The 24,829-nt window shown below is 62.8% G+C and carries 15 protein-coding genes and 2 tRNA genes; 9 read left to right on the top strand and 8 right to left on the bottom strand.

Going from position 1 to position 24,829, the window contains the following annotated elements; all coding sequences use genetic code 11:
- Nucleotide 1 precedes the first annotated feature (1 nt).
- Nucleotides 2-1,117 carry an LLM class flavin-dependent oxidoreductase gene (locus tag ACX80Q_RS08175; RefSeq protein WP_459330030.1) on the bottom strand — a complete coding sequence of 372 codons (1,116 nt, stop codon included), beginning with the start codon at nucleotides 1,115-1,117 and terminating at the stop codon, nucleotides 2-4.
- A gap of 213 nt (nucleotides 1,118-1,330) precedes the next feature.
- On the opposite strand from ACX80Q_RS08175, the gene ACX80Q_RS08170 reads away from it, so the two are divergent.
- Complete coding sequence (locus ACX80Q_RS08170; protein ID WP_459330029.1) at nucleotides 1,331-2,806, top strand: MFS transporter; 1,476 nt, start codon at nucleotides 1,331-1,333, stop codon at nucleotides 2,804-2,806.
- 64 nt (nucleotides 2,807-2,870) lie between these two features.
- On the opposite strand, the gene ACX80Q_RS08165 is transcribed toward ACX80Q_RS08170, so the two are convergent.
- The 4 genes from ACX80Q_RS08165 to ACX80Q_RS08150 all read right to left on the bottom strand — a co-directional run bounded on the left by ACX80Q_RS08165 (nucleotide 2,871) and on the right by ACX80Q_RS08150 (nucleotide 10,656).
- Nucleotides 2,871-3,815 carry a hypothetical protein gene (locus tag ACX80Q_RS08165; RefSeq protein WP_459330028.1) on the bottom strand — a complete coding sequence of 315 codons (945 nt, stop codon included), beginning with the start codon at nucleotides 3,813-3,815 and terminating at the stop codon, nucleotides 2,871-2,873.
- A gap of 150 nt (nucleotides 3,816-3,965) precedes the next feature.
- Nucleotides 3,966-7,238, bottom strand: a complete 3,273-nt coding sequence (locus ACX80Q_RS08160; protein ID WP_459330027.1) for an efflux RND transporter permease subunit — start codon at nucleotides 7,236-7,238, stop codon at nucleotides 3,966-3,968.
- A 53-nt stretch (nucleotides 7,239-7,291) separates the two neighbouring features.
- Nucleotides 7,292-8,791, bottom strand: a complete 1,500-nt coding sequence (locus ACX80Q_RS08155; RefSeq protein ID WP_459330026.1) for a malate:quinone oxidoreductase — start codon at nucleotides 8,789-8,791, stop codon at nucleotides 7,292-7,294.
- Nucleotides 8,792-8,892: 101 nt separating this feature from the next.
- Complete coding sequence (locus ACX80Q_RS08150) at nucleotides 8,893-10,656, bottom strand: ABC transporter substrate-binding protein (protein ID WP_459330025.1); 1,764 nt, start codon at nucleotides 10,654-10,656, stop codon at nucleotides 8,893-8,895.
- 142 nt (nucleotides 10,657-10,798) lie between these two features.
- Between ACX80Q_RS08150 and ACX80Q_RS08145 the strand changes: the two genes are divergently transcribed.
- Nucleotides 10,799-10,883 (top strand) — tRNA-Leu (locus ACX80Q_RS08145).
- Nucleotides 10,884-10,951: 68 nt separating this feature from the next.
- On the opposite strand, the gene bcp is transcribed toward ACX80Q_RS08145, so the two are convergent.
- Nucleotides 10,952-11,431 (bottom strand): thioredoxin-dependent thiol peroxidase, encoded by a 480-nt coding sequence (bcp, locus tag ACX80Q_RS08140; RefSeq protein WP_459330024.1) that lies wholly within the window; start codon nucleotides 11,429-11,431, stop codon nucleotides 10,952-10,954.
- Between the two features lie 307 nt (nucleotides 11,432-11,738).
- On the opposite strand from bcp, the gene ACX80Q_RS08135 reads away from it, so the two are divergent.
- On the top strand, nucleotides 11,739-13,865 hold the full coding sequence (locus ACX80Q_RS08135; RefSeq protein WP_459330023.1) for a hypothetical protein: 2,127 nt from the start codon (nucleotides 11,739-11,741) through the stop codon (nucleotides 13,863-13,865).
- Between the two features lie 83 nt (nucleotides 13,866-13,948).
- On the opposite strand, the gene ACX80Q_RS08130 is transcribed toward ACX80Q_RS08135, so the two are convergent.
- A tRNA-Lys gene (locus ACX80Q_RS08130) sits at nucleotides 13,949-14,024 on the bottom strand.
- A gap of 363 nt (nucleotides 14,025-14,387) precedes the next feature.
- Between ACX80Q_RS08130 and ilvD the strand changes: the two genes are divergently transcribed.
- From ilvD to metG, 6 genes are all read left to right on the top strand, one after another.
- Nucleotides 14,388-16,136, top strand: a complete 1,749-nt coding sequence (gene ilvD / locus ACX80Q_RS08125; RefSeq protein WP_459330022.1) for a dihydroxy-acid dehydratase — start codon at nucleotides 14,388-14,390, stop codon at nucleotides 16,134-16,136.
- Nucleotides 16,137-16,555: 419 nt separating this feature from the next.
- Nucleotides 16,556-18,445, top strand: a complete 1,890-nt coding sequence (locus tag ACX80Q_RS08120) for an acetolactate synthase large subunit (protein WP_459330021.1) — start codon at nucleotides 16,556-16,558, stop codon at nucleotides 18,443-18,445.
- Between the two features lie 3 nt (nucleotides 18,446-18,448).
- The gene (gene ilvN, locus ACX80Q_RS08115; RefSeq protein ID WP_103464485.1) at nucleotides 18,449-18,961 is read left to right on the top strand and encodes an acetolactate synthase small subunit; all 513 of its coding nucleotides are present in this window, start codon (nucleotides 18,449-18,451) and stop codon (nucleotides 18,959-18,961) included.
- Nucleotides 18,962-19,031: 70 nt separating this feature from the next.
- Nucleotides 19,032-20,057 (top strand): ketol-acid reductoisomerase, encoded by a 1,026-nt coding sequence (gene ilvC / locus ACX80Q_RS08110; RefSeq protein ID WP_459330020.1) that lies wholly within the window; start codon nucleotides 19,032-19,034, stop codon nucleotides 20,055-20,057.
- 240 nt (nucleotides 20,058-20,297) lie between these two features.
- Entirely contained in the window at nucleotides 20,298-21,893 is a 1,596-nt protein-coding gene (gene serA / locus ACX80Q_RS08105; protein ID WP_459330019.1) for a phosphoglycerate dehydrogenase, read from the top strand.
- A 150-nt stretch (nucleotides 21,894-22,043) separates the two neighbouring features.
- On the top strand, nucleotides 22,044-23,624 hold the full coding sequence (gene metG, locus ACX80Q_RS08100) for a methionine--tRNA ligase (RefSeq protein ID WP_459330018.1): 1,581 nt from the start codon (nucleotides 22,044-22,046) through the stop codon (nucleotides 23,622-23,624).
- A gap of 96 nt (nucleotides 23,625-23,720) precedes the next feature.
- Here the strand turns inward: metG and ACX80Q_RS08095 are convergent, their stop codons facing one another.
- Nucleotides 23,721-24,725, bottom strand: coding sequence for a hypothetical protein (locus ACX80Q_RS08095; protein WP_459330017.1), 1,005 nt, complete (start codon nucleotides 24,723-24,725; stop codon nucleotides 23,721-23,723).
- Nucleotides 24,726-24,829: the final 104 nt, after the last annotated feature.

The following is a 24,829-nucleotide window of genomic DNA, read 5'->3' as shown; positions in this document are numbered from 1 at the left end:
GCTACTTCACTCCCAGCTGGCTGCTGGCGGAATTCTTGGCAGCGGCGTGGGCTGCATCGCGCCGGGCCTCGAAGGTGGGTGCGTCCGGGATGTGTGCCGGCCGGTTCGCGGCGAATTCCTTGCGCAGGGTTGGCAGGACGTCGGAGCCAAACAGGTCAAGCTGCTCAAGGACAGTCTTCAACGGCAGGCCGGCGTGGTCCACCAGGAACAGTTGGCGTTGGTAGTCGCCGTAGTAGTCGCGAAACGTCAGGGTCTTCTCAATGAGCTCCTGTGGGCTGCCAACTGTCAGCGGGGTCTGGGAGGTAAAGTCCTCCATGGACGGTCCGTGGCCGTAGACGGGTGCATTGTCAAAGTAGGGCCGGAACTCCTTGACGGCGTCCTGGGAATTGGGCCGGATGAAGAACTGCCCGCCCAGGCCAACAATGGCCTGGTCCCCCTGGCCATGGCCGTAGTGCTCATAGCGTTCGCGGTACAGGCCAATGAGCTGCTGGTAGTGCTCCTTGGGCCAGAAGATGTTGTTGGCGAAGAAGCCGTCACCGTAGTAGGCGGCGATCTCGGCAACCTGTGGGGTGCGGATGGAGCCGTGCCAGACAAAGGGGGCAACGCCGTCGAGCGGGCGGGGAGTTGCTGTGAAACCGCGCAGCGGGGTGCGGAACTTACCTTCCCAGTTCACCACCTCCTCGTCCCACAGGCGGCGCAGCAGGGCGTAGTTTTCAACCGTCAGTTCAACGCTGTCCTGCTGGTTCTTGCCAAACCAGGGGTAGACGGGGCCGGTGTTGCCGCGGCCCAGCACCAGGTCCACACGCCCGTCGGCAAGGTGTTGGAGGGTGGCGAAGTCCTCGGCGATCTTCACGGGGTCATTGGTGGTGATCAGTGTTGTGGTGGTGGAGAGGATGATCTTCTCGGTCTGCGCCGCAATGTAGCCCAGGATGGTGGTGGGGGAGCTGGGGTAGAACGGCGGGTTGTGGTGCTCGCCCGTGGCGAAGACGTCCAGGCCCACGTCCTCGGCGTGTTTGGCAATGGTGGTGATGGCCTTCAGGCGCTCATGCTCGGTGGGAGTGCGGCCGGTGGTGGGATCCAGGGTGACGTCGCCTACGCTGAATATGCCGAACTGCATGATGTGCTCCTTTGAATCCCCGGGATCCCCGGGAGATATATGCGTTTGTATCTAATATACGGTTCAACCCTGCGGGTCGTCAAAATGTTCCCGCTGGAAATGCCGGTTGGTGCGGGGCAAAATGCGGGCAATACCCACGCCTGTTACCGGCGGGTACTAGGATGCTCTCAAGTGGCATGTAAGGCATGCCACACGTAGCTGCGGAGGATGGCAATGGCTTCATTGCGCACGGGCCTGGCCGGTAACACTGTTCGCCTGGCCCCCACGGCCACGGCCATCGTGGGCTTTTTGGTTTTGGTGGAACTGACCAGTGGCATCCTGCAGGGCTACTACACTCCGCTGCTGACGGACATTGCCCGCTTCCTGGGTATCCACGACGCCGACGTCAACTGGTTCGAAGCCGCCCAGCTCATGGTCAGTGCCCTGGTGGTGCCGGTGCTGGCCAAGCTGGGCGACATGATCGGCCACCGCAAGGTCCTGCTGATCTCCACGGCATTGACGGCAGCAGCCTCCTGGGGCGTGGCGTTTGCCCCCAACTTTTGGATCTTCATCATCGCCTGGGCCCTGCAGGGCTTCTATGTGGTCTGGCTGCCGCTGGAAATCGCCCTCATTTACAGCCGCTCGCACCAGCGTCCCGACGGGGCCGCGCTGACCCGGAAATCAGCCGGCATTCTGGTGGCCGGGCTCGAGGTGGGCGTGATTGTCGGAGCACTCGCCGGCGGCTTCCTGGGCGGCATTTTTGCCGACAAACTATGGCTGGTGCTGACGATCCCGGCCATAGCCGTCACGCTCTGCTTCTTTGTGATCCTCTTTGGGGTGCCGGAGTCTGAGAACCGCACCGGTGGGCGGCTTGATCTCATGGGCCTGACACTGCTCTCCACCGGGCTGCTGCTCATCACGGCCGGACTGACGTTCATGCGCATCAACGGCCCCGGCACCTGGTGGGCCTGGGCCGCCGTCGTGCTGGGCATTGCCGCGCTGGTGCCCTTCACCCGCTACGAGCTGGGCCACAAGGACCCGCTGATTGACATCCGGCTGCTGCGCCAGCCCAGTATGTGGCCCGTGCAGCTGACGGCGTTCCTGTTTGGCGTCTCGGTGCTCGGCGCGCAGGCACCGCTGTCCACCTTTGCCCGCACCAACCCCGATGAGGTCGGCTACGGACTCGGCGCCAGCTCCGGGCTGGTCTCCATCCTCATCGGCGTGTACGTCCTGGGGCTGCTGGTGGGTGCGCTGCTGTATCCACTGGTCACGCGATGGACGACGCCGAGAATCACGTTGATGAGTGCAGCCGTCCTCGTTGCTGTGGGTTACCTTTTGTTCCTGCCATTTCACACATCCATGAGCCAGGTGCTGACCAACATGGCCATCGCCGGGATTGGCAGCGGCGCGCTGGTGGCCGCACTGCCGTCGGCGGCCGCGGCTGCCGCACCGTTGACCCAGACAGGCATGGCCACCGGGCTCACGAATGCCACCAAGACCATTGGTGGTGCGTTTGCCTCCTGCGTGTTTGGCATTGCCCTGGCCGGGCAGGCGCTGGGATCCCTCACGGCAGGGGCAGGGAGCACGGCCGCGCCATTGGAGGGATACATGCTGGTGTGGACCATCTGCGGTGTGACGGCACTGGTGGCCGCCGTGGCCCTGTACTTTGTGCCCAAATTGGCCTTCGGCCCCACCCTCCCCACCTCCTAAGATCTATGTGGCAGTTGTTGGACCGATTTGGGCGAAAATGGGCACTTTTCGTCCAACAACTGGATCACAGATTGGGGGTGGGGCGCCAGCCTCTGTCATACAGGGCGTTGCGGATCTTTCGCACCGCCTCCTTGGCATCCCCTGCCATGTGGCGTTTCATGATGCGCACCTCTGTCCAGCCTGCGCGGCTGTAGTCCTCCTGGCGCCGAACATCCCGTTCAACTTGCAGCGGGTCATTGTGGGTGTCGCCGTCGTATTCAGCGGCCACCTTGTACTCCGGATACGACTGGTCAGGTGTACGTTCGGCCCCGTTGCACAGGGTGGTTGCAATGTTCAGCAACGGTTCGGGCAGTCCGGCATACCCACACGCTAGGCGGAGCCGGGTCTCCTGTGGCGAATCGGAGCCCACACGGGCCAATCGCAGGGCCTCTCGTGCTTTGATGATCCCCGGAGTTCCGCGGTGCCGCGCCAACATGATTTCGATCTCGTGGACAGTTGCGTAAGGTGCCGTGCGTCCCTCAAAATCAGGACGTGGAATGCGGATCAGGTGGTCTGCGGCAACCACCAACTCCTCAATGGACATCTTGCGGGCACAGTCCAGCCACGTCCTTGCCCGAGTGGTGATCCACAGGCCGCCTACACAGCAGACTTCGTCGTCGCAGAACATGGTTCGGTGGCCGATGACCCCGCGCCGGCGTGCAATCGCGTGCGGGTACTGGCGCGAGATGTGCAGTTTGGCGTGATCCGCGTCAGGCAGGAAGCCCGGCATTTCCCAAATGGTGAAGGCCGTGGCGTGAGAGGCCGCGGAGTATCCGGTGACAACGGTGTACGGGCGGGTCAGCAGCGCAAGCGGGACATCGGCGTCGTTCTTCAAGGTTTTGATGCCGCGGCTCAGCGTCACTACATCGCGGTGGCACAGTGCCCCGTAGCTGGCTCCAGCGTCGAGGGCTTCGGCAACAGTAAAGGGGGACGAAAGAAGATTCGTGGGCAAACCGTCAAGGGGTGGCATGGCTCCATCATGACAACTTTTGCGCAATCCCGCTGAAGGTTATCCACAGCCCCAGCCCGCCTAGATCTGTGTAGCAGTTGTTGGATCAAATCAGCCTAAAAATGGCCATTTTGATCCAATAACTGCTACACAGATGGAAAGCGGAGGGGGTCAGTCTGCTGAGCGGCGGCCACGGACCTTGGGGATGGCCCCGGTGGTCCAATCCTGGAAGGCGGAGCTGGCTTCCATGGGTGGCACCGCGCCCGAGGAACCGGCGGTGGAACCACCCGGGCTCGGCGTGTGGACCACCTTGAGCGCCTTGATGAGGTCGTGGCGTTCCTTGCGGCCCTCCACGAGTCGGTACAGCACCGGCACAAGGATCAAGGTCAGCGCCGTGGAGGAAATCAGCCCGCCCACCACCACAATGGCCAGCGGCTGGGAAATGAAGCCGCCGCCACCTGTCAGCCCCAACGCCATGGGGGTCAGGGCAAAGATGGTGGCCAGCGCCGTCATGAGAATGGGGCGCAGGCGCTGGCGGGCACCATGTTCAATGGCGTCGGCCACGTTCATGGCGGGCCTGTCCCCGGAGGGCTGCCGGTATTGGTTGATCAGGTCAATGAGCACAATGGCGTTGGTGACCACAATACCCACCAGCATCAGCATGCCAATGAGTGACGGCAGGCCAAGCGGCACCCGCGTGATCAGCAGCAAGCCGATGGCGCCGGTGGCCGCGAAGGGGATGGAAACCAGCAGGATCAGCGGCTGGATCAGGGACTTAAAGGTGGCCACCATGATCACGTAGACAATGGCGATGGCCGCCAGCATGGCCAGGCCCAGCTGGGAGAAGGATTCGTTGAGCTGGGTTGCGGCACCGCCGAGGGTGGCGACAACACCTCCCGGCAGGGTGGTGGCATCCAAACGCTTTTGCACCTCGGCGCTCAGGGACCCCAGGGAGTCACCCTCGGGAGTCACTGACACCGTGGCGGTGCGCTGGCCGTTGGAGGAGGTGATGGTCAGCGGTGCTTGAACCTCCGCCACGGTGGCCACGGCGGACAGTGGAACGGGGCCGGCGGCTGTGGGGAGCTGGGCGGCAGCCAGCGCTGCCACGGAATCGAACTGGGTGCCAACACCAATTTGGACTTTGTAGTCGGTGGTGTCGATGCGCACCGTGCCGCCCGGGATGGGGCTGACGGTGGCGGCGAGCAGGCCCGTGATCTGCTGCTCGTCCAGGCCGGCGGCAACGGCCTTGGCCCTGTCAACACTGACCTGCACCACCGGCTGGGATCCGCTGAGGTTGCTGTCCACGGACTGCGAGCCGGGAACCCCCGCCATGGCCTTGACCAACAGATCGCTGGCCTCCTGCAGCCCGGCGCCCGTGGTGGCCTTGACGGTGATGTCCACCGAATTTGAGGTGCCGAAGCCGCCGCCTTGCGAGCCCAGGGTGATGGTGCCGGCGTCGGTGATGTCGTCGATGGCGGCCAGCACGGTTGCCTGCAGTTTGACTTGATCGGCATCCGGATTGGTGATGACTTGGAACGCGGCGCTGGAAGCACCGGAGGACAGCAGAGCCGAGAAACCACCGGAGGCGTTGCCCACCGTCACCTGGACGTCGGTGACCCCGTCAATGCCGCGCAGCACCGACTCCACTTTTTGCGAGGCTGTGTCCGTGACCTCCAGGCTGGTTCCCGGCGGCATGTCCTGCTGGATGCTCAAGCTGTTCTGACCCGTGTTACCCAGCAGGTTGGTGGGCAGCAGCGGCGTCATGGCCAGGGTTGCCGCCAGCACCATGCCGCCGGCTAGCAGGGTCACCACGGGGTGCTTTTGCGTCTTGGCCAGGATGGGCAGGTAGCCCCGCTGCAGCCAGGAAGAACGTTCCTTCTCCTCCACGGCGCGCAGCAGCGCCTGCCCGCTCAAGGGGGTTCCGGCGTCGTCCGCGGCACCGGCAGCGCTGGGCGACGCCAGGAACCAGTACGCCAGCACGGGAACAATGGTCAGCGACACCAGCAGTGAGGCCAGCAGGGCGAAGGTGACGGTGAGTGCAAAGGGGCGGAAGAGTTCCCCGGCCAGGCTTCCCACAAACGCAATAGGCAAGAACACGGCCACCGTGGTCAGCGTGGAGGCGGTGATGGCAGCGGCAACCTCCTTGATGGCGGCCAGGATGGCAGTCTTCTTGTCCTCGCCGTAGCTCAGGTGCCGCTTGATGTTCTCGATCACCACAATGGAGTCATCCACCACCCGCCCAATGGCAATGGTGAGCGCGCCCAGGGTGAGAATGTTCAGCGAATATCCCGTGGCCCACAGCCCAATGAACGTCACCAGCAGTGAGAGCGGGATGGAAATGGCTGTGACTAGGGTGGACCGCACCGACATGAGGAAAATCAAGATGATGACGACGGCGAACCCCAGCCCCAGCAAACCCTCCACCGTGAGGTCGTGGATGGATTTTTCAATGAAGGGGGCCTGGTCAAGGACTGTCGTGAAGGTGGTGTTGTTGCCCAGCGAGGCGGCCAAGCCCGGCAGTTCAGCCGAGATCTGCTGGGACAGGGAAACAGTGTCCGCGGCAGGTTTTTTGGTGATGGACAGCGCCAGGGTGGGCTCACCGTTGGTGCGTGTGATGGAGGTGGTGGGGTCATCGGCCAGGCCGACGCTGGCAACGGAGGCGATGGTGGGGGGAGTGCTGGCGGGGGCCGCGCCGGGGACGGGGGTGCTGGCCAGGGGCAGCGCCTTGACGGCGTCCAGGGAGTCGACAGGGCTGCCGGCCTGGATGGACAAGGTCAGGTTGCCGGTGTCGAGGGAACCCACGGGAACCAGGGTGCCGTTGTTGCTCAGGGCCTTGGCGATGGTGCCGGGGTTGACGCCCGCGGCGGCCATTTTGGCCGGGTCCGGCACAATGGCGATGTGCTGGGAGTTGGCGCCGCTCACCTCGGCGCCTCGCACGCCGTCGATCTTCAACAACCTGGGCACGGCAACACGGGCTAGGTCGGTGTTAAGGGCGGCCAGATCCTGATCGGAGGAAACAGCCAAAAAGACGATGGGGAAATCGGCGATGCTGCCGGCGATGGGCTGGGGCGTAACGCCGTCGGGCAGGCGCCCGCTCACATTGGAGATGGCGCGGTCAATCTGGTTCCGCGCCCGGTCAAGATTGGTGCCGTAGGCGAAGGCCAAATTGATGGTGGAGATGCCGCTGCGTGAGGTGGAGGTGCTCGATTCGAGGCCTTCGACGGCGTTCAGGGCAGCTTCGAGGGGTTCGCTGACCTGCTTGTCAATGACGGCAGGGGACGCGCCGGGCATGGCCGAGACAACTGTGATTTGCGGAAATTCGATGCTGGGGATCAGTTCCTGCTTAAGCGAACCGAGCGTGATGACCCCAAAAACCATCGCAAAGATGGTGATCAGGGCAATCAACGCCCGGTTGCCCAGGGACATTTTTGCCAAACTAAACATCAGCACGCTCCCACGTAAGTCATGCCGGTTCCACCCGGCACTGCGAGGGAACTTTAGGCTTTTTCCGTCTTCAACTGCAAAGAAGCTGCCGTGGCGGCCAGGCTCTTTTCAAAAAGATCCGCGTCATCGTTGAGTTTGGTGCCGTAAGTGGGCATCATGCCACGCAAGGAATCCTGCCATTCCAGCTTGAACTTGCGTGGGAAACAACGCTGCAACAGCTCAAGCATAATGGGCACGGCCGTTGAGGCGCCCGGGGAGGCGCCCAACAGGGCCGAGATGGTTCCGTCGGCCGCCGTGATGACCTCGGTGCCGAACTGCAGCACGCCGCCCTTCTTGGCATCCTTCTTGATGATCTGCACGCGCTGGCCGGCCGTGATGAGCTCCCAGTCCTTGCCCTCGGCTTCGGGGAAGTACTCGTGGAGGGCAGTAACCTTGCCGCCGCGGGACTTGGTCACCTCGCCCACCAGGTACTTGACCAGGTCAAGGTTGTCCTTGCCAACAGCCAACATGGGGATGATGTTGTTGGGGCGGATGGAGCCGGGGAGGTCCATGTAGCTGCCGGTCTTGAGGTACTTGGTGGAGAAGCCGCCGTACGGGCCGAACAGCAGTGAGCGCTGGCCGTCAACGTAGCGGGTGTCCAGGTGCGGCACGGACATGGGGGGCGCGCCCACCGAAGCCTGGCCGTACACCTTGGCGCTGTGTTTGGCGGCAATCGTCTGGTCGGTGCAACGGAAGAACTGGCCCGAAACCGGGAATCCGCCAAAGCCCTTGCCCTCGGGGATGCCCGAGCGCTGGAGCAGGTGCAGGGCGCCGCCACCTGAGCCGATGAAGACAAACTTGGCCTTGACCTTGCCGTGCTCACCGGAGGCGGGGTGCTTGAGGGCTACATCCCAGCCGCCGTCGGTGGTGCGTGAAAGGTCTGTGACTGTGGTGCCGTAGTTCACTTCGACGCCGTTGGTGTCCATGTAGCCGATCAGCTCACGGGTCAAGGCGCCAAAGTCCACGTCGGTGCCTTCGGCGGCACGGGTGGCTGACACCTTTTCGGCCGGGTTGCGGCCCTTCATGACCAGGGGAGCCCACTGGGCGATGGTTGCGGGGTCTTCGCTGTACTCCATGGAAGCAAAAACGGGGTTGGGCGACAGAGCCTCGTGCCGGGCCTTGAGGAACTTCCTGTGCGCCTCGCCGATGACGAAGCTCATGTGTGGAACCGTGTTGATGAACCCCTTGGGGGAGCCGATCAGCGACTGGTCCACCAGGTGCGCCCAGAACTGGCGTGAGAGCTGGAACTGCTCGTTGATGTTGATGGCCTTGGCCGGGTTCACCGAACCGTCGGCGGCCGCCGGGGAGTAGTTAAGCTCACAGAGCGCGGAGTGGCCGGTGCCGGCGTTGTTCCACGGGCTTGATGATTCCAATCCCGGAGTATCGAGCTGTTCAAACAGCACAATCTTCCAGTTTGGTTCGAGTTGCTTGAGCATGGTGCCCAGCGTGGCGCTCATGATGCCGCCTCCGATGAGGACAACGTCAGCGTCTTTGGTGTTCGAAATGAAGGTCACAGTCAACTCCGGTAGAGGCTCTTCCTAGCGGTAGAAGCGTATCGCGGTACGTGCGCCATGCGTAAATCCACACAATGGGGCTTGCCGGTGCCCGTTCGGAATCAGCCTGTTGTGGGCGCCAGCACCACATGGTTGAAGACCTCATTCAGGACCGGGCTGAGCGGGTAGGAGATCACTTTGTCCGAGAGCGCAATGGCGGAGATGGGGAACGCGATCGGCACGGCGGGGACTGTTGCGGCGAGCTGCTTGCTGATGGATTCGTACGCGGCAACGCGGTCGGGCCCGTTGGGCATGCTGCGTGCGCGGGTGATTTTGGAGACCAGCTGGGGATCATCCAGGCCAAGTTCCGCACCGGGAGAACCGAAAAGGGGGCCCACAAAGTTGTCCGGATCCGAGTAGCTGCCGTTCCAACCCAACAGGCTCAGTGCGTGGTCGCCGTCCTGGGTCACGGCAGCCACGTAGCCCTCGCTCCACGGCACGGGAACGGGTTTGATGTTGAAGCCAACCGCAGTCAGTTCGGTGGCAATGTTGGCGTACACCTTTTCCGGGGAGGGCAGGTAGGTTCTGGCCGAATTTGTGGGGTAATAGAACTTCAGCTCCTGGCCCGTGTACGAGGACTCGGCCAGCAGTGCCTTGGCCTTGGCCGGATCGTAGAGGATCCCGGGAACCTTGTTGTTGAAGCCGCTCAGCTTGGGCGGGATGAACTGGGCAGTGATGGCCGTGCCGGCAATGAAGTAGTTGTTGACAAGGGTTTGCTTGTCGATCGCCGCGGCAATGGCCTCACGCACCTTTTGATCGGCCAGGACGGGAACCTTCTGGTTGATTCCCAGGTACATGACGGAGAAGGGGTCGCGCTGCAGGACCTGTTTGCCGCTCTTGATGAGTTTGTCGAAATTGCTGGGCGTCACCGGGTCAAAGCCATCCAGTGAGCCATCCTCCAGGGCGGCCAGGCGGGTGGCCGGCTGGTCGAAGGTCTTGAAATTTAGTGTGGCGATGTGGCCCTTCTCGCCCCAGTACCCGGAATGGGCGTTCATGGTCACGGCGCCAGCGCCGGCCCGGGTGAAGGTGAACGGTCCGGTGCCCACGGGGTGCAATGCGTACCGGGACACCACGTTGCCGGCAAACGTCTGATCCAAAACATCCGCCGTACCCTTCGCCAGAGCTGTGGGGGAGGAGATGGCAAAGGCCGGCAGGGTCATTGCCTGCAGGAAGCCGGTCAAGCGAATGTTCAGGCCCAGGGTCACCTTCAAGGGCCCGTCCACTGTGCAGCCCTTGTACAGGGAGTTCGCAGCGTCGTCCTTGAAGCCGCGGAAAACCTGCTTGAACATGGAGGCGGAGCCGTCACCGCGGGTTGCCGGCGGCATGGCGTACCAGCGCTCAAAGTTGGTGCACACCGCCTGCGCGTCGAAGGCCGTGCCGTCGTGGAACGTGACATCCGGGCGCAGCTCAAAGGAATAGGCCAAGCCGTCATTGAGCTCGGCCCAGCTGGTGGCCAGGCTGGGGGCCGGGGCGCCGGTCACGGGATCAATGGTCAGCAAACCCTCAAGGACCTGCCGCGTCACCCGGTACGATTCCGTATCCTCCACAAGCGCCGGGTCAAAACCCAAGGGATCCGAGCCAACACCAAAATTAAACGTTGTTGTTGGTGCCGCGGTGGCCGTGGCCGATGCCGTGGCTGAGGGTGTGGGTGCAGGCGCCGCCGTGCAGGCGGATAGGGAAAGCAGGACGACGGCGGCCATGGCCACAGTGCCTCGCGCCGGCGCTCGCCGTGGACGTGTGCGCTGAACCGGCGTGTGGCCCGGGCTTGTGCGCCAGGGAACCTTCACTACTGTGTCCTTGTGCTGGGGGCCGGCAGGGCTTGGCACGTTTGAGTTCTCCTTGCAGCACGATTAATCCATCAGCCACTCATCATAGTGTGAGTTACTGGACGGTTCCTCGGAGGTGCGGGCGCGGTGGTCGGGAGCACCCGCACGGAGCCGGTAGTATTGTTCATGCTTCAATGCACCCGCGCGAGTGGTGGAATTGGTAGACACGCAGGTTTTAGGTACCTGTGCCTTCGGGCGTAGGGGTTCAAGTCCCCTCTTGCGCACCAACACAAAGGCCCCGCCGATGAAAATCGGCGGGGCCTTTTGCATGGGCTCGCGGGTTGGGGGAGCGGTCCTACGCGGCTACGGAGAGTCCCAGGTCCCTGCGAAGTTTGGCAACATGGCCTGTTGCCCGGACGTTGTATTGGGCCACCGCCACTTTTCCGTCGGCATCAATGACAATGGTTGAACGGATCAGGCCCTGGTAGGTCTTGCCATAGTTCTTCTTCTCACCCCAGGCCGCGTAGGCCTCCGCCACCGCGTGGTCCACATCGCTCAGGAGTTCAAAGGTGAGGCCTTCCTTTTCCGCAAAGCGGGCCAGCTTTTCCACGGGATCCGGGGAGATGCCCACCACTGCGTAGCCTGCGGCCTGCAGCGACGCCAAATTGTCGCGGAAATCGCAGGCTTGCTTGGCGCACCCCGGCGTCATGGCTGCGGGATAAAAGTACAAGATCACGTGGCGCCCGGAAAAATCCGCCAAGGACGTTGTACCGCCGGCAGCATTGGGCAGGGTGAAGCTGGGGGCGGTGTCGCCAGGGATCAAGCGGTCAGTCACGGAAAAACTCCTTGTGGTTGCGCCCTGCTCGCCAGGGAATCGCTGTCCAAATATTTTTTGGGGCACTATTTTCAGCCTAGGCGACGTGACGCTGGTGCCTAAATCGGCCAGCGTACCGGGAAGGTGTGCCCTGCTGGCGGACAATGCCGGGGTCCGGGTGATGGGTCAGTGTGGGCAGATAACTATAGGGCCTTCACCGGATAGTTGGGAAGGCCTTGACGCGGACGGTGGTCATGACTGTATGTTACTCACCAGTAGCAAAGAAATGTTAGCTACATCACACCCGCCCCACGATGAGGAATTGCCCATGTCTGCCAGCACGCCACGCACGCCGAGCCATCCATCGGTCAAGAAACACTATGCCCTCCACCTCCTGCTGATCGTTGTGGTCCTTGCCCTGGTGGTGTTCTTTGTCCTGACCACCACCAGGATTGCCGCCGGCGCGTCACAGCTCCACGACGGAACCAAGCTCACATCAGCAGGTGCCGAGAAGCTCAAAAATGGTGCCGGTGACGTCAATGACGGTGCCCTGAAACTGGACGCCGGCGCAGCCGCGGCAGCCAAGGGCGCCGGGGCCGCCAGCGCCGGTGCCAGCACGCTTTCCGCCGGGGCCGCAGCGCTCCATAGCGGTGTCCAAAGCCAACTGGCCCCGGGAATCCTCGCTGCCAATGAAGGCGCCGGGGCGTTGGCCTCGGGCGCCGGCAAAACGTCGGTGGACGTTCACAACAAGCTGGCGCCGGGCGTCTTCTCGGCTGCCGATGGTGCCACGCAGCTGGCTAACGGCAGCGCTGCCCTGAACGTTGGAGCAGCCACGATCGCCGACGGTGTGGCGAACCAGCTTGCCCCCGGTATATTCGCTGCCAACAAGGGTGCGCAGGACCTGGCGGCCGGCGGCAACGCCTTGAACGTGGGCGCCGAAAAGATCGCGACAGGAGTGTCTCAGCTGGCACCCGGAGTCAACGCGGTGGAGGGCGGCGCCGCCGCGCTGGTTCTGGGCTCGGCCGGGATCAACACCGGTGCCCAACAGTTGAACGCGGGCCTGGCCGTTGCAGCCAAGGGCGCCCAAAGCCTGGGCGACGGGGCCGTTGCTGCCGCCGCGGGAGCGCAAACGCTGTCCGCCGGAACGCAGGGACTGGCGGCCGGAGCCAGCCAGCTGGCGGCGGGGCTCACGCCGTCGGCCTCGGGTGCCGATCCGCACAACCTGGCGGACGGGGCGAAGCGGCTGGACGTCGGCGCGGCAAAAATCTCAGGGGCAGCCGCGGACGTCAGTGCCGGTGTGCAAAAAATCCTGGACCTGGCAAAAGCCAATCCCAGCGTTCCCGTGGGAGAGCTCCTGGCCGACCTTCAGCGGCTGGCCGACGGAAGCAGGCACGTGGCGGAAGGCAGCAGTTCGCTGAGCCAGGGCAGCCAGAATCTGGTGGCCGGGTTTGGTGTCCTGAGCATGAAGCTGAATAGCGTGGACCCGGCCAGCCCGGGAGTGGTTTTTGGTGCCCAACAAGTGGCTGCCGGCTCTGCGAAGCTCGCCGCGGGGACGGGCCAGCTGGCGGTTGGCTTGAACGGCATTGACGGAAACGCCCAATATCCGGGCCTGGTGGCGGGCACCAAGCAACTCGCTGCCGGAGCCGCAACACTGGCTGTGGGGACACAACAACTTGCGGCCGGTACCACCACCCTCCATGCCGGAACGCGAAAGCTCGCCGACGGTGTCAACGGCAATCCGAACGATCCCAGCAATCCCGGCCTGCTCAAGGGCGTCAAGGCACTGAGCGAAGGATCCGGCGCCCTTTCTGCCGGTACGGCACAGCTCGCCGAGGGAACCACGAAGATCGCTGCCGGGCTCGCCGGCACGGCGGCCAAGCCGGGGCTGCTAGATGGCGTCCAGGCCCTCGCCGCCGGCAGTTCGTCCCTGTCGGCGGGGTCCAGCAAGCTGGCTGAGGGGACCCAGAAGCTGGTGACAGGTATGAACGGGGTGCCCGGAGATCCTGACCGCCCCGGACTGCTGTACGCCACCGAACACCTGGGACTGGGTGCTGCCAAACTGTTGGCCGGAACGGAAAAGCTCAATGAGGGCGTCAATGGAAATCCCGGCACTGCCGGTTCCGGTTTGCTGTTCGGCAGCAAGGCGCTCTCCGATGGATCGGCAACGCTGGCGGACGGCAGCGCCAAGCTTGCTGAAGGCAACGCCACACTGGCCGCCGGCGCTTCGGAATTGTCGGCGGGCACCACGCAACTGGCTGACGGGGCCGCAACCTTGGCCGATGGCAATGGAAAGGTGGCCGACGGCACCATGGTGCTGTACTCGGGCGTCTCCGCGGTCACGCCGGCAGGGGCGGTTTCCTCCCCGTCAACCATGCCGTTCCTGGCACTGGTGGGTGTGGCCGTGATTGGGCTCGTGGCGTTGCTGCTGATCCGCCGCCGGGGCATTGGCCGCTAGCTGGCCAGGTTTGCCGCAACAAAATCTGGGCAATAAAAAACCGCTCCAACACTGCTTGTTACCAGTGTTGGAGCGGTTCTTCTTGGTGCACCCCTCCGGACTTGAACCGGAAACCCATTGATTAAGAGTCAATTGCTCTGCCAATTGAGCTAGAGGTGCATCTCTTCGCTGCGGTGGGAACTCTTCGGTTTGTGTCCGTTGTGTTCCTCGCAACGACATGAAACTATACGGGATATTTTGACGAGTGTGAAATCGAAAACGCCATTTGCGGCGCAGATCACATTTTTAAGGTGCAGAAACCGCGGAATCCAGAGGTTTTTGCCACGAAAATTCCCTGAAAAACTCTTTGTTCCAGCGGGCAGAATGCCAGCAATCGCTCCGGCGGGGCGCCCTTTGGCCGCTCATGGTCAGGCAAAACGGAGGTGTTTGTGCATTGCTGGCCGGGGAGGGCTCGAGGGAGCGGGCAAGAATCGAGCCGCGAAGCTATGGCTTGGGTCACCCCGCAGGTCATAGACTGCCCCCATGAGTCCCGAGAGCAAAACATCCCAGCCAGCAGACGACGTGGTCCGGACAGCGGACGGGCGCCCGGACATCAAGCCCCGCAGCCGGGTTGTCACCGACGGCATCCATGCTTCACCTTCGCGTGGCATGTTCCGTGCCGTGGGCATGGGGGATGACGATTTCAGGAAACCGCAGATTGGTGTGGCGAGTTCGTGGAATGAGATCACCCCGTGCAACCTCTCCCTGAACCGTTTGGCCCAGGGCGCCAAGGAGGGTGTGTTTGCCGCCGACGGCTTCCCCATGCAGTTTGGCACCATCTCGGTTTCCGACGGCATTTCCATGGGCCACGAGGGCATGCACTTCTCGCTGGTCTCCCGTGAGGTGATTGCCGACTCCGTGGAGACCGTCATGATGGCCGAGCGCCTTGACGGCTCGGTGCTGCTGGCCGGCTGTGACAAGTCCCTGCCCGGCATGCTCATGGCGGCCGCCCGGCTGAACCTTGCCAGCGTGTTCCTCTATGCCGGCTCCATCATGCCCGGCTTTGCCAAGTTGGAGGATGGCACGGAGAAGGAGGTCACGCTGATTGACGCCTTCGAGGCCGTGGGCGCCTGCGCCGCCGGCAAGATGAGCCTGAAGGACCTGGACTCGATTGAGCGCGCCATCTGCCCGGGGGAAGGCGCATGCGGGGGCATGTACACCGCCAACACCATGGCGTGCATCGGCGAGGCCCTGGGCATGTCCCTGCCCGGTTCGGCCGCCCCACCCAGCGCCGACCGCCGTCGTGACCTGTTCGCCCGCCAGTCCGGCATGGCCGTGGTGAAGCTGCTCGAAAAGGGGATCCGGGCCCGGGACATCATGACCAAGAAGGCCTTCGAGAACGCCATCGCCGTCACCATGGCCTTCGGCGGTTCCACCAACGCCGTGCTGCACCTGCTCGCGATCGCCCGCGAGGCCAACGTTGATTTGACCCTTGCCGACTTCAACCGGATCGGGGACAAGGTCCCGCACCTGGGCGATTTGAAGCCGTTTGGCCGCTACGTCATGTTTGACGTGGACAAGATCGGGGGAGTGCCCGTCATTATGAAGGCACTGCTCGACGCCGGACTCATCCACGGCGACTGCCTCACCGTGACGGGCAAGACGGTGGCCGAGAACCTGGCCAGCATCAATCCGCCGGATCCCGACGGCAAGGTGTTGCGCGCCATGGACAACCCCATCCACAAGACCGGCGGCATCACCATCCTGCACGGATCCATGGCCCCGGAAGGCGCCGTGGTCAAGAGTGCCGGCTTCGACCTGGACGTCTTTGAGGGCACCGCCCGCGTCTTTGAGCGCGAGCAGGGTGCCCTCGATGCCCTGGACAAGGGTCAGATCCACGCAGGAGATGTGGTGGTGATCCGTTACGAAGGGCCCAAGGGTGGCCCCGGCATGCGTGAAATGCTCGCCATTACCGGCGCCATCAAGGGCGCAGGCCTGGGCAAGGATGTGCTGCTGCTGACCGACGGCCGCTTCTCCGGCGGCACCACGGGCCTGTGCATTGGCCATGTTGCCCCGGAAGCGGTCGACGGCGGCCCCATCGCCTTTGTGCGCGACGGCGACACGATTCGCGTGGACATCGCAGCGCGCAGCTTTGACCTTCTGGTGGATGGGCCGGAACTTCAGGCCCGCAAGGTTGGCTGGGAGCCGCTGGCACCCAAATTCACCACGGGCGTTCTGGCCAAGTACGCCAAGTTGGTCAACAGTGCCTCAACGGGGGCCTATTGTGGCTAGCGCCACGAAAATTCCCGGTGGGAGCAGCGTGAGTGGTCTGCTCCCACCGGCCCAACTTCCCCGCCATTCCGCGCTTTGACCAGACTGTGGACACTATGTCCAAATAGTGAGATGCTCGCGTGGCTCGTTTGACACTTAAGAGCTGAAAACGGGAGACTACACATATGCAACGAAAGCTCCCAGTCGTCATACCTTAGCGCGTGACGCAAAGTGACCGCACCCATGGTCATGGCCCCGCGATGCTCCAATGAGAGAGCGTCGCACCACGTGCATACCCCCTCGATGAGAGCCTCATGGGCTGAGGGGTTTTTTTGTTTCCACTACCAGCGGCAACTCGTACCACTGCGTGACCATCCAGTCTTTCCACGCAACGCAAGAAGCACCACCTAAGAAACATGAGTTCCCCAAAGGAAGAACCGATGAGTAAAGGAACGCCCGCCAGCCCAGCGCTGATGGCAGCCAAGTCCTCCGGACACGGTACACAAGCTAGCCCCGTCTCAGGTGCCGTTGGCACCGTTAGCCCAGTCTCCGCCGTCGTGGGTCCCAACAACGTTGTGGCTCCCATTCAGATGTCCGGCTCCGAGGCAATTGTGCGTTCGCTTGAAGAGCTTGGCGTCAAGGACATTTTTGGTCTCCCCGGTGGTGCGATCCTTCCTACCTATGACCCGCTCATGGCTTCCTCCCTCAATCACGTCCTGGTGCGCCACGAACAAGGCGCAGGCCATGCCGCCCAGGGTTACGCCATGGTCACCGGTGAAGTTGGCGTGTGCATTGCAACGTCCGGTCCCGGTGCCACCAACCTGGTCACGCCCATCATGGATGCCCACATGGACTCGGTGCCCATGGTGGCCATCACGGGCCAGGTTTCCAGTGCCGTCATCGGCACGGATGCCTTCCAGGAAGCGGACATTGTTGGCATCACCATGCCCATCACCAAGCACTCATTCCTGGTGACAAACCCCAATGACATTCCCCGTGTGCTGGCCGAGGCCTTCCACCTCGCCTCCACCGGCCGCCCGGGCCCCGTCCTGGTGGACGTGGCCAAGGACGCCCAGGTAGGGCAAATGACCTTCTCCTGGCCGCCCGTCATTGACCTGCCCGGCTACCGCCCCGTGTTCCGCGGCCATGCCAAGCAGTTGCGTGAAGCGGCCCGCCTGATCCGCGAAGCCAAAAAGCCTGTTCTCTATGTTGGCGGCGGCGTGCTCAAGGGCAATGCGGCTGCGGAGCTCATAGTTCTGGCGGAACTGACCGGAGCGCCGGTTGTCACCACGCTGATGGCCCGCGGCGTCTTCCCGGACTCACACCCCCAGCACGTTGGCATGCCCGGCATGCACGGCACCGTCTCGGCCGTCACGGCACTGCAGCAGTCGGACCTGCTCATCACCCTCGGCGCACGCTTTGACGACCGTGTCACGGGTGTCCTGAGCAGCTTTGCCCCGCACGCCAAGGTCATCCACGCGGACATTGACCCGGCCGAAATCTCCAAGAACCGCACAGCCGATGTGCCGATTGTTGGCTCCGTCAAGGAGATCATCCCGGACCTCACGGCCGCCGTCAAGGCAGAGTTCGACGCCTCCGGCACCCCTGACCTCGGTGACTGGTGGGCGTTCCTGGGCAATCTGCGCGACACCTACCCGCTGGGCTGGACGGAACCCGAGGACGGGCTGATGTCCCCGCAGCGCGTCATCTCCCGCATCGGTGCCCTGACCGGACCCGAGGCTGTTTATGCCGCAGGCGTTGGCCAGCACCAGATGTGGGCCGCCCAGTTCATCAAGTACGAACGCCCCCGGGCCTGGCTGAACTCCGGCGGTGCCGGCACCATGGGCTACTCCGTGCCGGCGGCCATGGGTGCCAAGGTGGGCAACCCGGACCGTGTTGTGTGGGCCATCGACGGTGACGGTTGTTTCCAGATGACCAACCAGGAACTGGCAACCTGCCGTATCAACAACATCCCCATCAAGGTTGCCATTATCAACAACTCCTCCCTGGGCATGGTTCGGCAATGGCAGACGCTGTTTTACAACAGCCGCTACTCCAACACGGACCTGAACACGGGCCACGACACCATCCGGGTCCCGGATTTCGTGAAACTGGCCGAGGCGTACGACTGTGTTGGCCTGCGCTGCGAACGCGTTGAAGACTTGGACGCAACGATTGAGGCCGCCCTGGCCATCAACGACCGCCCGGTCATCATCGACTTCGTGGTCAGCCCCGATTCAATGGTGTGGCCCATGGTCCCCTCAGGTGTTAGCAATGACCAAATTCAGGTAGCCCGGAACATGACCCCAGTGTGGGACGAGGAGGACTAGACAATGACTCGACATACTCTTTCCGTACTGGTTGAGGACAAGCCAGGCGTGTTGACACGCGTTGCGAGCATGTTTGCCCGCCGCGCCTTCAACATCAACTCCCTGGCCGTGGGCCCCACAGAAATTGCCGGGATTTCCCGCATGACAGTGGTGGTCGACGCCGACGGTGACTTGATTGAACAAGTCACCAAACAGCTGAATAAACTAGTTAACGTCATCAAGATCGTTGAACTTGTTTCAGAGAATTCCGTGCAACGGGACCACATCCTGGTCAAGGTACGTGCGGATGCCGCCACGAGACTGCAAGTCACCCAAGCTGCAGATCTCTTCCGGGCCTCGGTGGTGGATGTGTCCACAGACTCATTGACCATTGAAGCCACAGGCTACGCGGACAAGCTGGCAGCATTGCTCAATGTCCTGGAACCCTTCGGGATCCGGGAGATCGTGCAATCAGGCACCTTGGCTATCGGGCGCGGTTCCCGCTCCATGAGCGACCGGGCGCTTCGCGCCTCCTAGCGCACAGGCCCATCGGGCCACCCTATGCTTTTCACCATCAGCAAGACACCATTTACCAAGGAGTTACACAGTGACCGACATGTACTACGACGACGATGCCGACCTCTCCATCATCCAGGGTCGCAAGGTCGCCGTTATCGGCTACGGCAGCCAGGGCCACGCACACGCACTGAGCCTGCGCGATTCCGGCGTTGACGTTCGCGTTGGCCTCAAGGAAGGCTCCAAGTCCCGCGCCAAGGCCGAGGCAGAGGGCCTGCGCGTCCTCAGCGTTGCAGAGGCAACGGCCGAAGCCGACCTGATCATGATCCTGACCCCAGACCAGGTCCAGCGCTTCGTTTACGCCGAGGACATTGCACCGAACCTGAAGTCCGGCGACGCCCTGTTCTTCGGCCACGGCTTCAACATCCGCTTCGGCTACATCACCCCGCCGGCCGACGTTGACGTTGCCCTGGTTGCCCCCAAGGCTCCGGGCCACACCGTGCGCCGCGAATTCGAAGCTGGCCGCGGCATCCCCGACTTGATCGCGATCGAGCAGGACTTCACCGGCGGTGCCAAGGCGCTGGCCCTGTCCTACGCCAAGGGCATCGGCGGAACCCGTGCAGGCGTCATCGAGACCACCTTCACCGAAGAGACCGAAACCGACCTGTTCGGCGAGCAGGCTGTTCTTTGCGGCGGCACCTCGCAGCTGGTGCAGTACGGCTTTGAAGTTCTGACTGAAGCCGGCTACAAGCCCGAAATCGCTTACTTCGAGGTGCTGCACGAGCTCAAGCTCATCGTTGACCTCATGTGGGAAGGTGGCATTGCCAAGCAGCGTTGGAGCGTTTCCGACACCGCAGAGTACGGCGACTACGTCTCCGGCCCGCGCGTCATCACCCCCGAGGTGAAGGAAAACATGAAGGCCGTGCTGGCCGACATCCAGAGCGGTGCTTTTGCAACGCGCTTCATCAACGACCAGGACAATGGCGGCGTTGAGTTCATGGCGCTGCGCAAGAAGGGCGAAGAGCACCCCATCGAGGCCACCGGCCGCGAACTGCGTGGACTGTTCTCCTGGATCAGCAACAGCGACGACTACACCGAAGGCTCCGTAGCCCGCTAGCGGAACCACATGGCCCCACATCCTCCCCCAGGAGAGCCGCTGGCGCGTCTCTGCTGAGGGTCCCTCGGGTGCGTGGGCCCATGTGACGCACGTCGCTTGCGTCGCCGTCGTCTCCGATTGTTACGGCAAGGAAGCCGGGCTCCCATAAGCTGGAGTCCGGCTTTTTTGTTGAAATTGCAACTTAAAAACCATCACCAAAATCCCCACAAGAACTTAAACGAAAGCTAAAGAGGTCACCAGGTGAGCGCCACCAAGCCAGTAGTACTCCTCGCTGAGGAACTTTCGCCCGCCACCATTGAGGCGCTGGGTCCCGATTTTGAGATCCGCCATGCCGACGGGGCGAACCGCTCCGAACTGCTTTCTGCCATTGTTGACGTCGACGCGATCCTGGTTCGCTCCGCAACGCAGGTGGACGCCGAGGCCATTGCCGCAGCCAAGAACTTGAAGGTCATTGCACGTGCCGGTGTGGGGCTGGACAACGTGGACATCAAGGCTGCAACGCAGGCCGGCGTCATGGTGGTCAACGCCCCGACGTCGAACATTGTCTCCGCCGCCGAGCTGACCATTGGCCACATCCTGTCCCTGGCCCGCCACATTCCCGCCGCCAGCACCGCGCTGAAGAACGGCGAGTGGAAGCGCTCCAAGTACACCGGCACCGAGTTGCTGGAAAAGAAGCTTGGCATCATCGGCCTGGGCCGCATTGGCGCCCTCATCACCGAGCGCGCCAAGGCCTTCGGCATGGAGATCGTCGCCTACGACCCCTACGTCACCTCAGCCCGCGCGGCCAGCCTGGGCGTCCAGCTGCTGTCCCTGGATGAGCTGCTGGAACAATCGGACTTCATCACCATCCACATGCCGCGCACGCCGGAAACGCTGGGCATGATCGGCACCGCGGCGTTTGCAAAGATGAAGAAGACCGCCTACGTCATCAACGTGGCCCGCGGCGGCTTGATCGATGAAGCCGCCTTGAACATTGCCCTGCGCGAAGGCGAGATCGCCGGTGCTGGCATTGATGTGTTCGTCAAGGAGCCGGCCACCGACGTGGACTTCCTCGGCTTGGACAACGTCATTGCCACTCCGCACCTGGGTGCCTCCACCGATGAGGCGCAGGAAAAGGCTGGCGTCTCCGTGGCCAAATCGGTGCGTCTGGCCCTGGCCGGCGAGCTGGTTCCGGATGCCGTGAACGTTGCCGGCGGTGTCATTGCCGCCGAGGTTCGCCCGGGTATCCCGCTGATCGAGAAGTTGGGACGCATCTTCACAGCCTTGTCTCACGCCTCCGTCACCCAGATCGACGTTGAAATTGCCGGTGAAATCGCGGCCCTCGACGTCAAGGCTTTGGAGCTCTCCGCGTTGAAGGGTGTCTTCAAGGACATCGTCTCCGAGCAGGTTTCCTACGTCAACGCCCCGGTGTTGGCCGAGCAGCGCGGCATCAAGACCCACTTGATCACCACCTTGGAATCAGCCGACTACCGCAACGTCCTGACTATCCGCGGCGCGCTGTCCGACGATTCGCAGATCTCCGTTTCCGGCACCCTGACAGGTCCCAAGCAGATCCAGAAGATCGTTTCGGTCAACGGCTACGACCTCGAAATCCCCATGAGCGACCACCTCCTGGTCATCTCCTACGCGGACCGCCCCGGCGTCATCGGCACCCTGGGCCGTCTCCTGGGCGAGAACGGCATCAACATCGCCGGCATGCAGGTTGCCCGTAACACTGAGGGCGGCCAGGCACTGTCCCTGCTGACCGTCGACAGTGCCGTCCCGCAGGCGATTTTGGATTCCATCAAGACCGAAATCGGTGCCACCATGGCCCGCGAAGTGGATCTGGAAGACTGACCCCTTTTCCAACTGACCCGCAGAAATCGACGAAAATTCACGGATTTGACGTGATTTTCGTCGATTTCTGCGGGTCAGTTCGTTTTGGGGCCACAGGGTGCGGGTGGTCACGAATCGGCGTTTCGCCCGGGTTCACGGTAAATTCGTTAGGTGACATCAACTGACTCGGCCAAGACGCCTTACTACCTGACCACCGCCATCACGTACCCTAACGGCGTTCCGCACATTGGGCACGCCTACGAGTACATCGCCACCGACGCCATGGCACGCTTCAATCGCCTGGACGGCTTCGATGTCATGTTCCTGACTGGCACGGATGAGCACGGCATGAAGATTGCGCAGACGGCCGAAAAAGAGGGCGTCACCCCCAAGGAGCTGGTGGACCGCAACGTTGCCGTCTACAAGGAAGCCCACAAGGCCCTCGGCATCAGCTACGACCGCTTCATCCGCACCACGGACGCAGACCACTATGCCGCCTCGAAGGCCATCTGGAAGAAGATGGAAGACGCCGGCGACATCTACCTGGGCAAGTATGAGGGCTGGTACTCCGTCCGCGACGAGGCGTACTACGGCGAAGACGAGACCGAACTGCGCGAGGACGGCAAGCGCTACTCCAAGGTCACCGACACCGAGCTGACCTGGACGGAAGAGGAAAGCTACTTCTTCCGCCTCTCCAACTACCAGGACAGGCTGCTGGCACTGTACGCCGATCAGCCCGAATTCGGCGCCCCGCGCACCCGCTTCAATGAGGTCATCAGCTTCGTCAAGGGCGGCCTGGAGGACCTCTCGGTCAGCCGCACCACCTTCGACTGGGGTGTTCCCGTGCCCGGCAACGACAAGCACGTCATGTACGTGTGGGTAGATGCGCTCACCAACTACCTCACAGCTGTGGGCTACCCTGATGTGGACTCCGCAGCGTTCCAGAAATTCTGGCCCGCCGACGTGCACATCATCGGCAAGGACATCTCCCGCTTCCACGCGGTCTACTGGCCCGCCTTCCTCATGTCCGCCGGCCTTGAGTTGCCCAAGCGCGTCATGATCCACGGCTTCCTGAACAACAACGGCGTGAAGATGTCCAAGTCCTTGGGCAACGTGGTGGCCCCTGCCGAGTGGGTTGCCCAGTACGGTCTGGACCAGGTGCGCTTCTTCCTGCTGCGGGAGGTTCCCTTCGGTGCCGATGGCTCCTACAACCACGACGCCGTGGTCAGCCGGATGAATTCCGACCTTGCCAACAACCTGGGCAACCTGGCCCAGCGCTCCCTGTCCATGGTGGCCAAGAACTGCGAGGGCACCGTGCCCACTCCCGGCGCGTTCACCGAGGCGGACGAGGAGATCCTGGCTGCGGCCGCCGCACTGTTGGAGCAGTCCCGCGCGGCCTACCAGGTGCAGGACTTCCACGGCTCGCTGGAGAAGATCTGGCACGTTTTAGGCGACACCAACGCCTACTTCGCCGACCAGGCCCCGTGGGTACTGCGCAAGACCGACGTGCCCCGCATGGAAACTGTCCTGTACGTGACCCTGGAGGTGTTGCGCATGGTCTCCATCCTGGTCCAGCCGGTCATGCCGGATGCTGCCGCGAAGCTGTTGGACGTTTTGGGGCAGGGGACTTCCCCGGACGACGCCGTTCGACAGTTCGCTGCCTTCACCTCACCCCTGGTGGCCGGTACAGTGCTGCCCGCTCCGGCGCCGATCTTCCCCAAGTACGAGGAACCGGCACCCGTGGAGGCGTAACCGCCACCCGTTCTTGAAAATGCCGCCGTTGCCGCATTTTGCCGCCAGTAGACCTGTGGCAAAATGCGGGAACGGCGGCATTTCTGCGCGGCCAGGTCATTTCTGCGGGATTCCGGCTTGGCGCAAGAGGCCGATAAACCGCTCCCGGTTCATCATTTCTGCCCAATCCCATCGCACAAAGTTCACACCCAGTGCCCGAATCTGGTCCTCCCGCCGCTTTTCCTTGAGAACGCGCTCCTGAATGGACAAGCCATCTCCCCAGTCGCTGCGGAGGTACTTGCCCTTACCGTCGAATTCTCCGGCCGTTTTTTGCTCATCGAACCAAAAGTCCACGGCGGCGTTGTGTCCGTTGAGAAGTTTGAAGGGGTGTTGCAATTCCGGTGTGGGGAATCCGAACTGATGCATTTTGGCCCGGCTGAGTGATTCGCCGGCGGAGCCGGAACGGTGCGAGGCGAAATTAATGACGGCCAAAGTGCGTTCACGGGCGGCCTTGCTGGCCAGCTGCCCGGCAGCGTCTCGAAGGTCCGCCAGGCTGAGGGCAGGTCCCTGCGGGCCGTCAGCTAGCCACGATGTCTCATGGAGGCGCGAATCTGCTCCGGGCTGCGCGAATTGGTTGACGGCATGGCGTGGTTCCGGGGTCCGCAGGCTGGAGTCACATACTGCCACTGCGTAGGGAAAGGAGAGCGCCTTGATCAAGGAGAAAGTGGTGGTGAGTTTATCGGTGAGCAGAAACTGCCCGCATTGCACCACGCCCTGAGTCGACGATCCAACGTGGCGGATCACGCCGTTGTTGCTGCGGCCACTCGTGGCCACCTCGGTCACCACATGCAGCTTTGCCGGCATTCCCACAATCCACAGACCCCATAGGAGTGCAGCCGTCGCATGGCACAGCACAGGTTGCCGGGAGGCCAGTGCCTGGAATGCTGCTGCCCGCAGCCCGTACTGCTGCGCCGGGCACGAGTTGTTCCAGTCGGTGGTCTTCGCGTAGACGCCGCGGCGAATTCGCACCAACTCGCCCTTGTTGTGGAGCTGGGCCAATTTCCTTGAATCGTGTCCCACCAGCCTCAAGTCGGACGGAAGGATCAGGCGCGGATTGTTCATGCCATCCAGCGTTTCACCAAGTTCGGCCCCAGGAAAGGGGCAAATCCGCTTCTGTGGATAACCAATCCCAGTGATCCACAAGGCGGATTCCGGCCCAGCCGCGG

The organism is Arthrobacter sp. HLT1-20 (assembly GCF_054510895.1).
The sequence above is the reverse complement of the archived record's forward strand: the minus strand, read 5'-3'. Positions and strand labels throughout refer to the sequence as shown.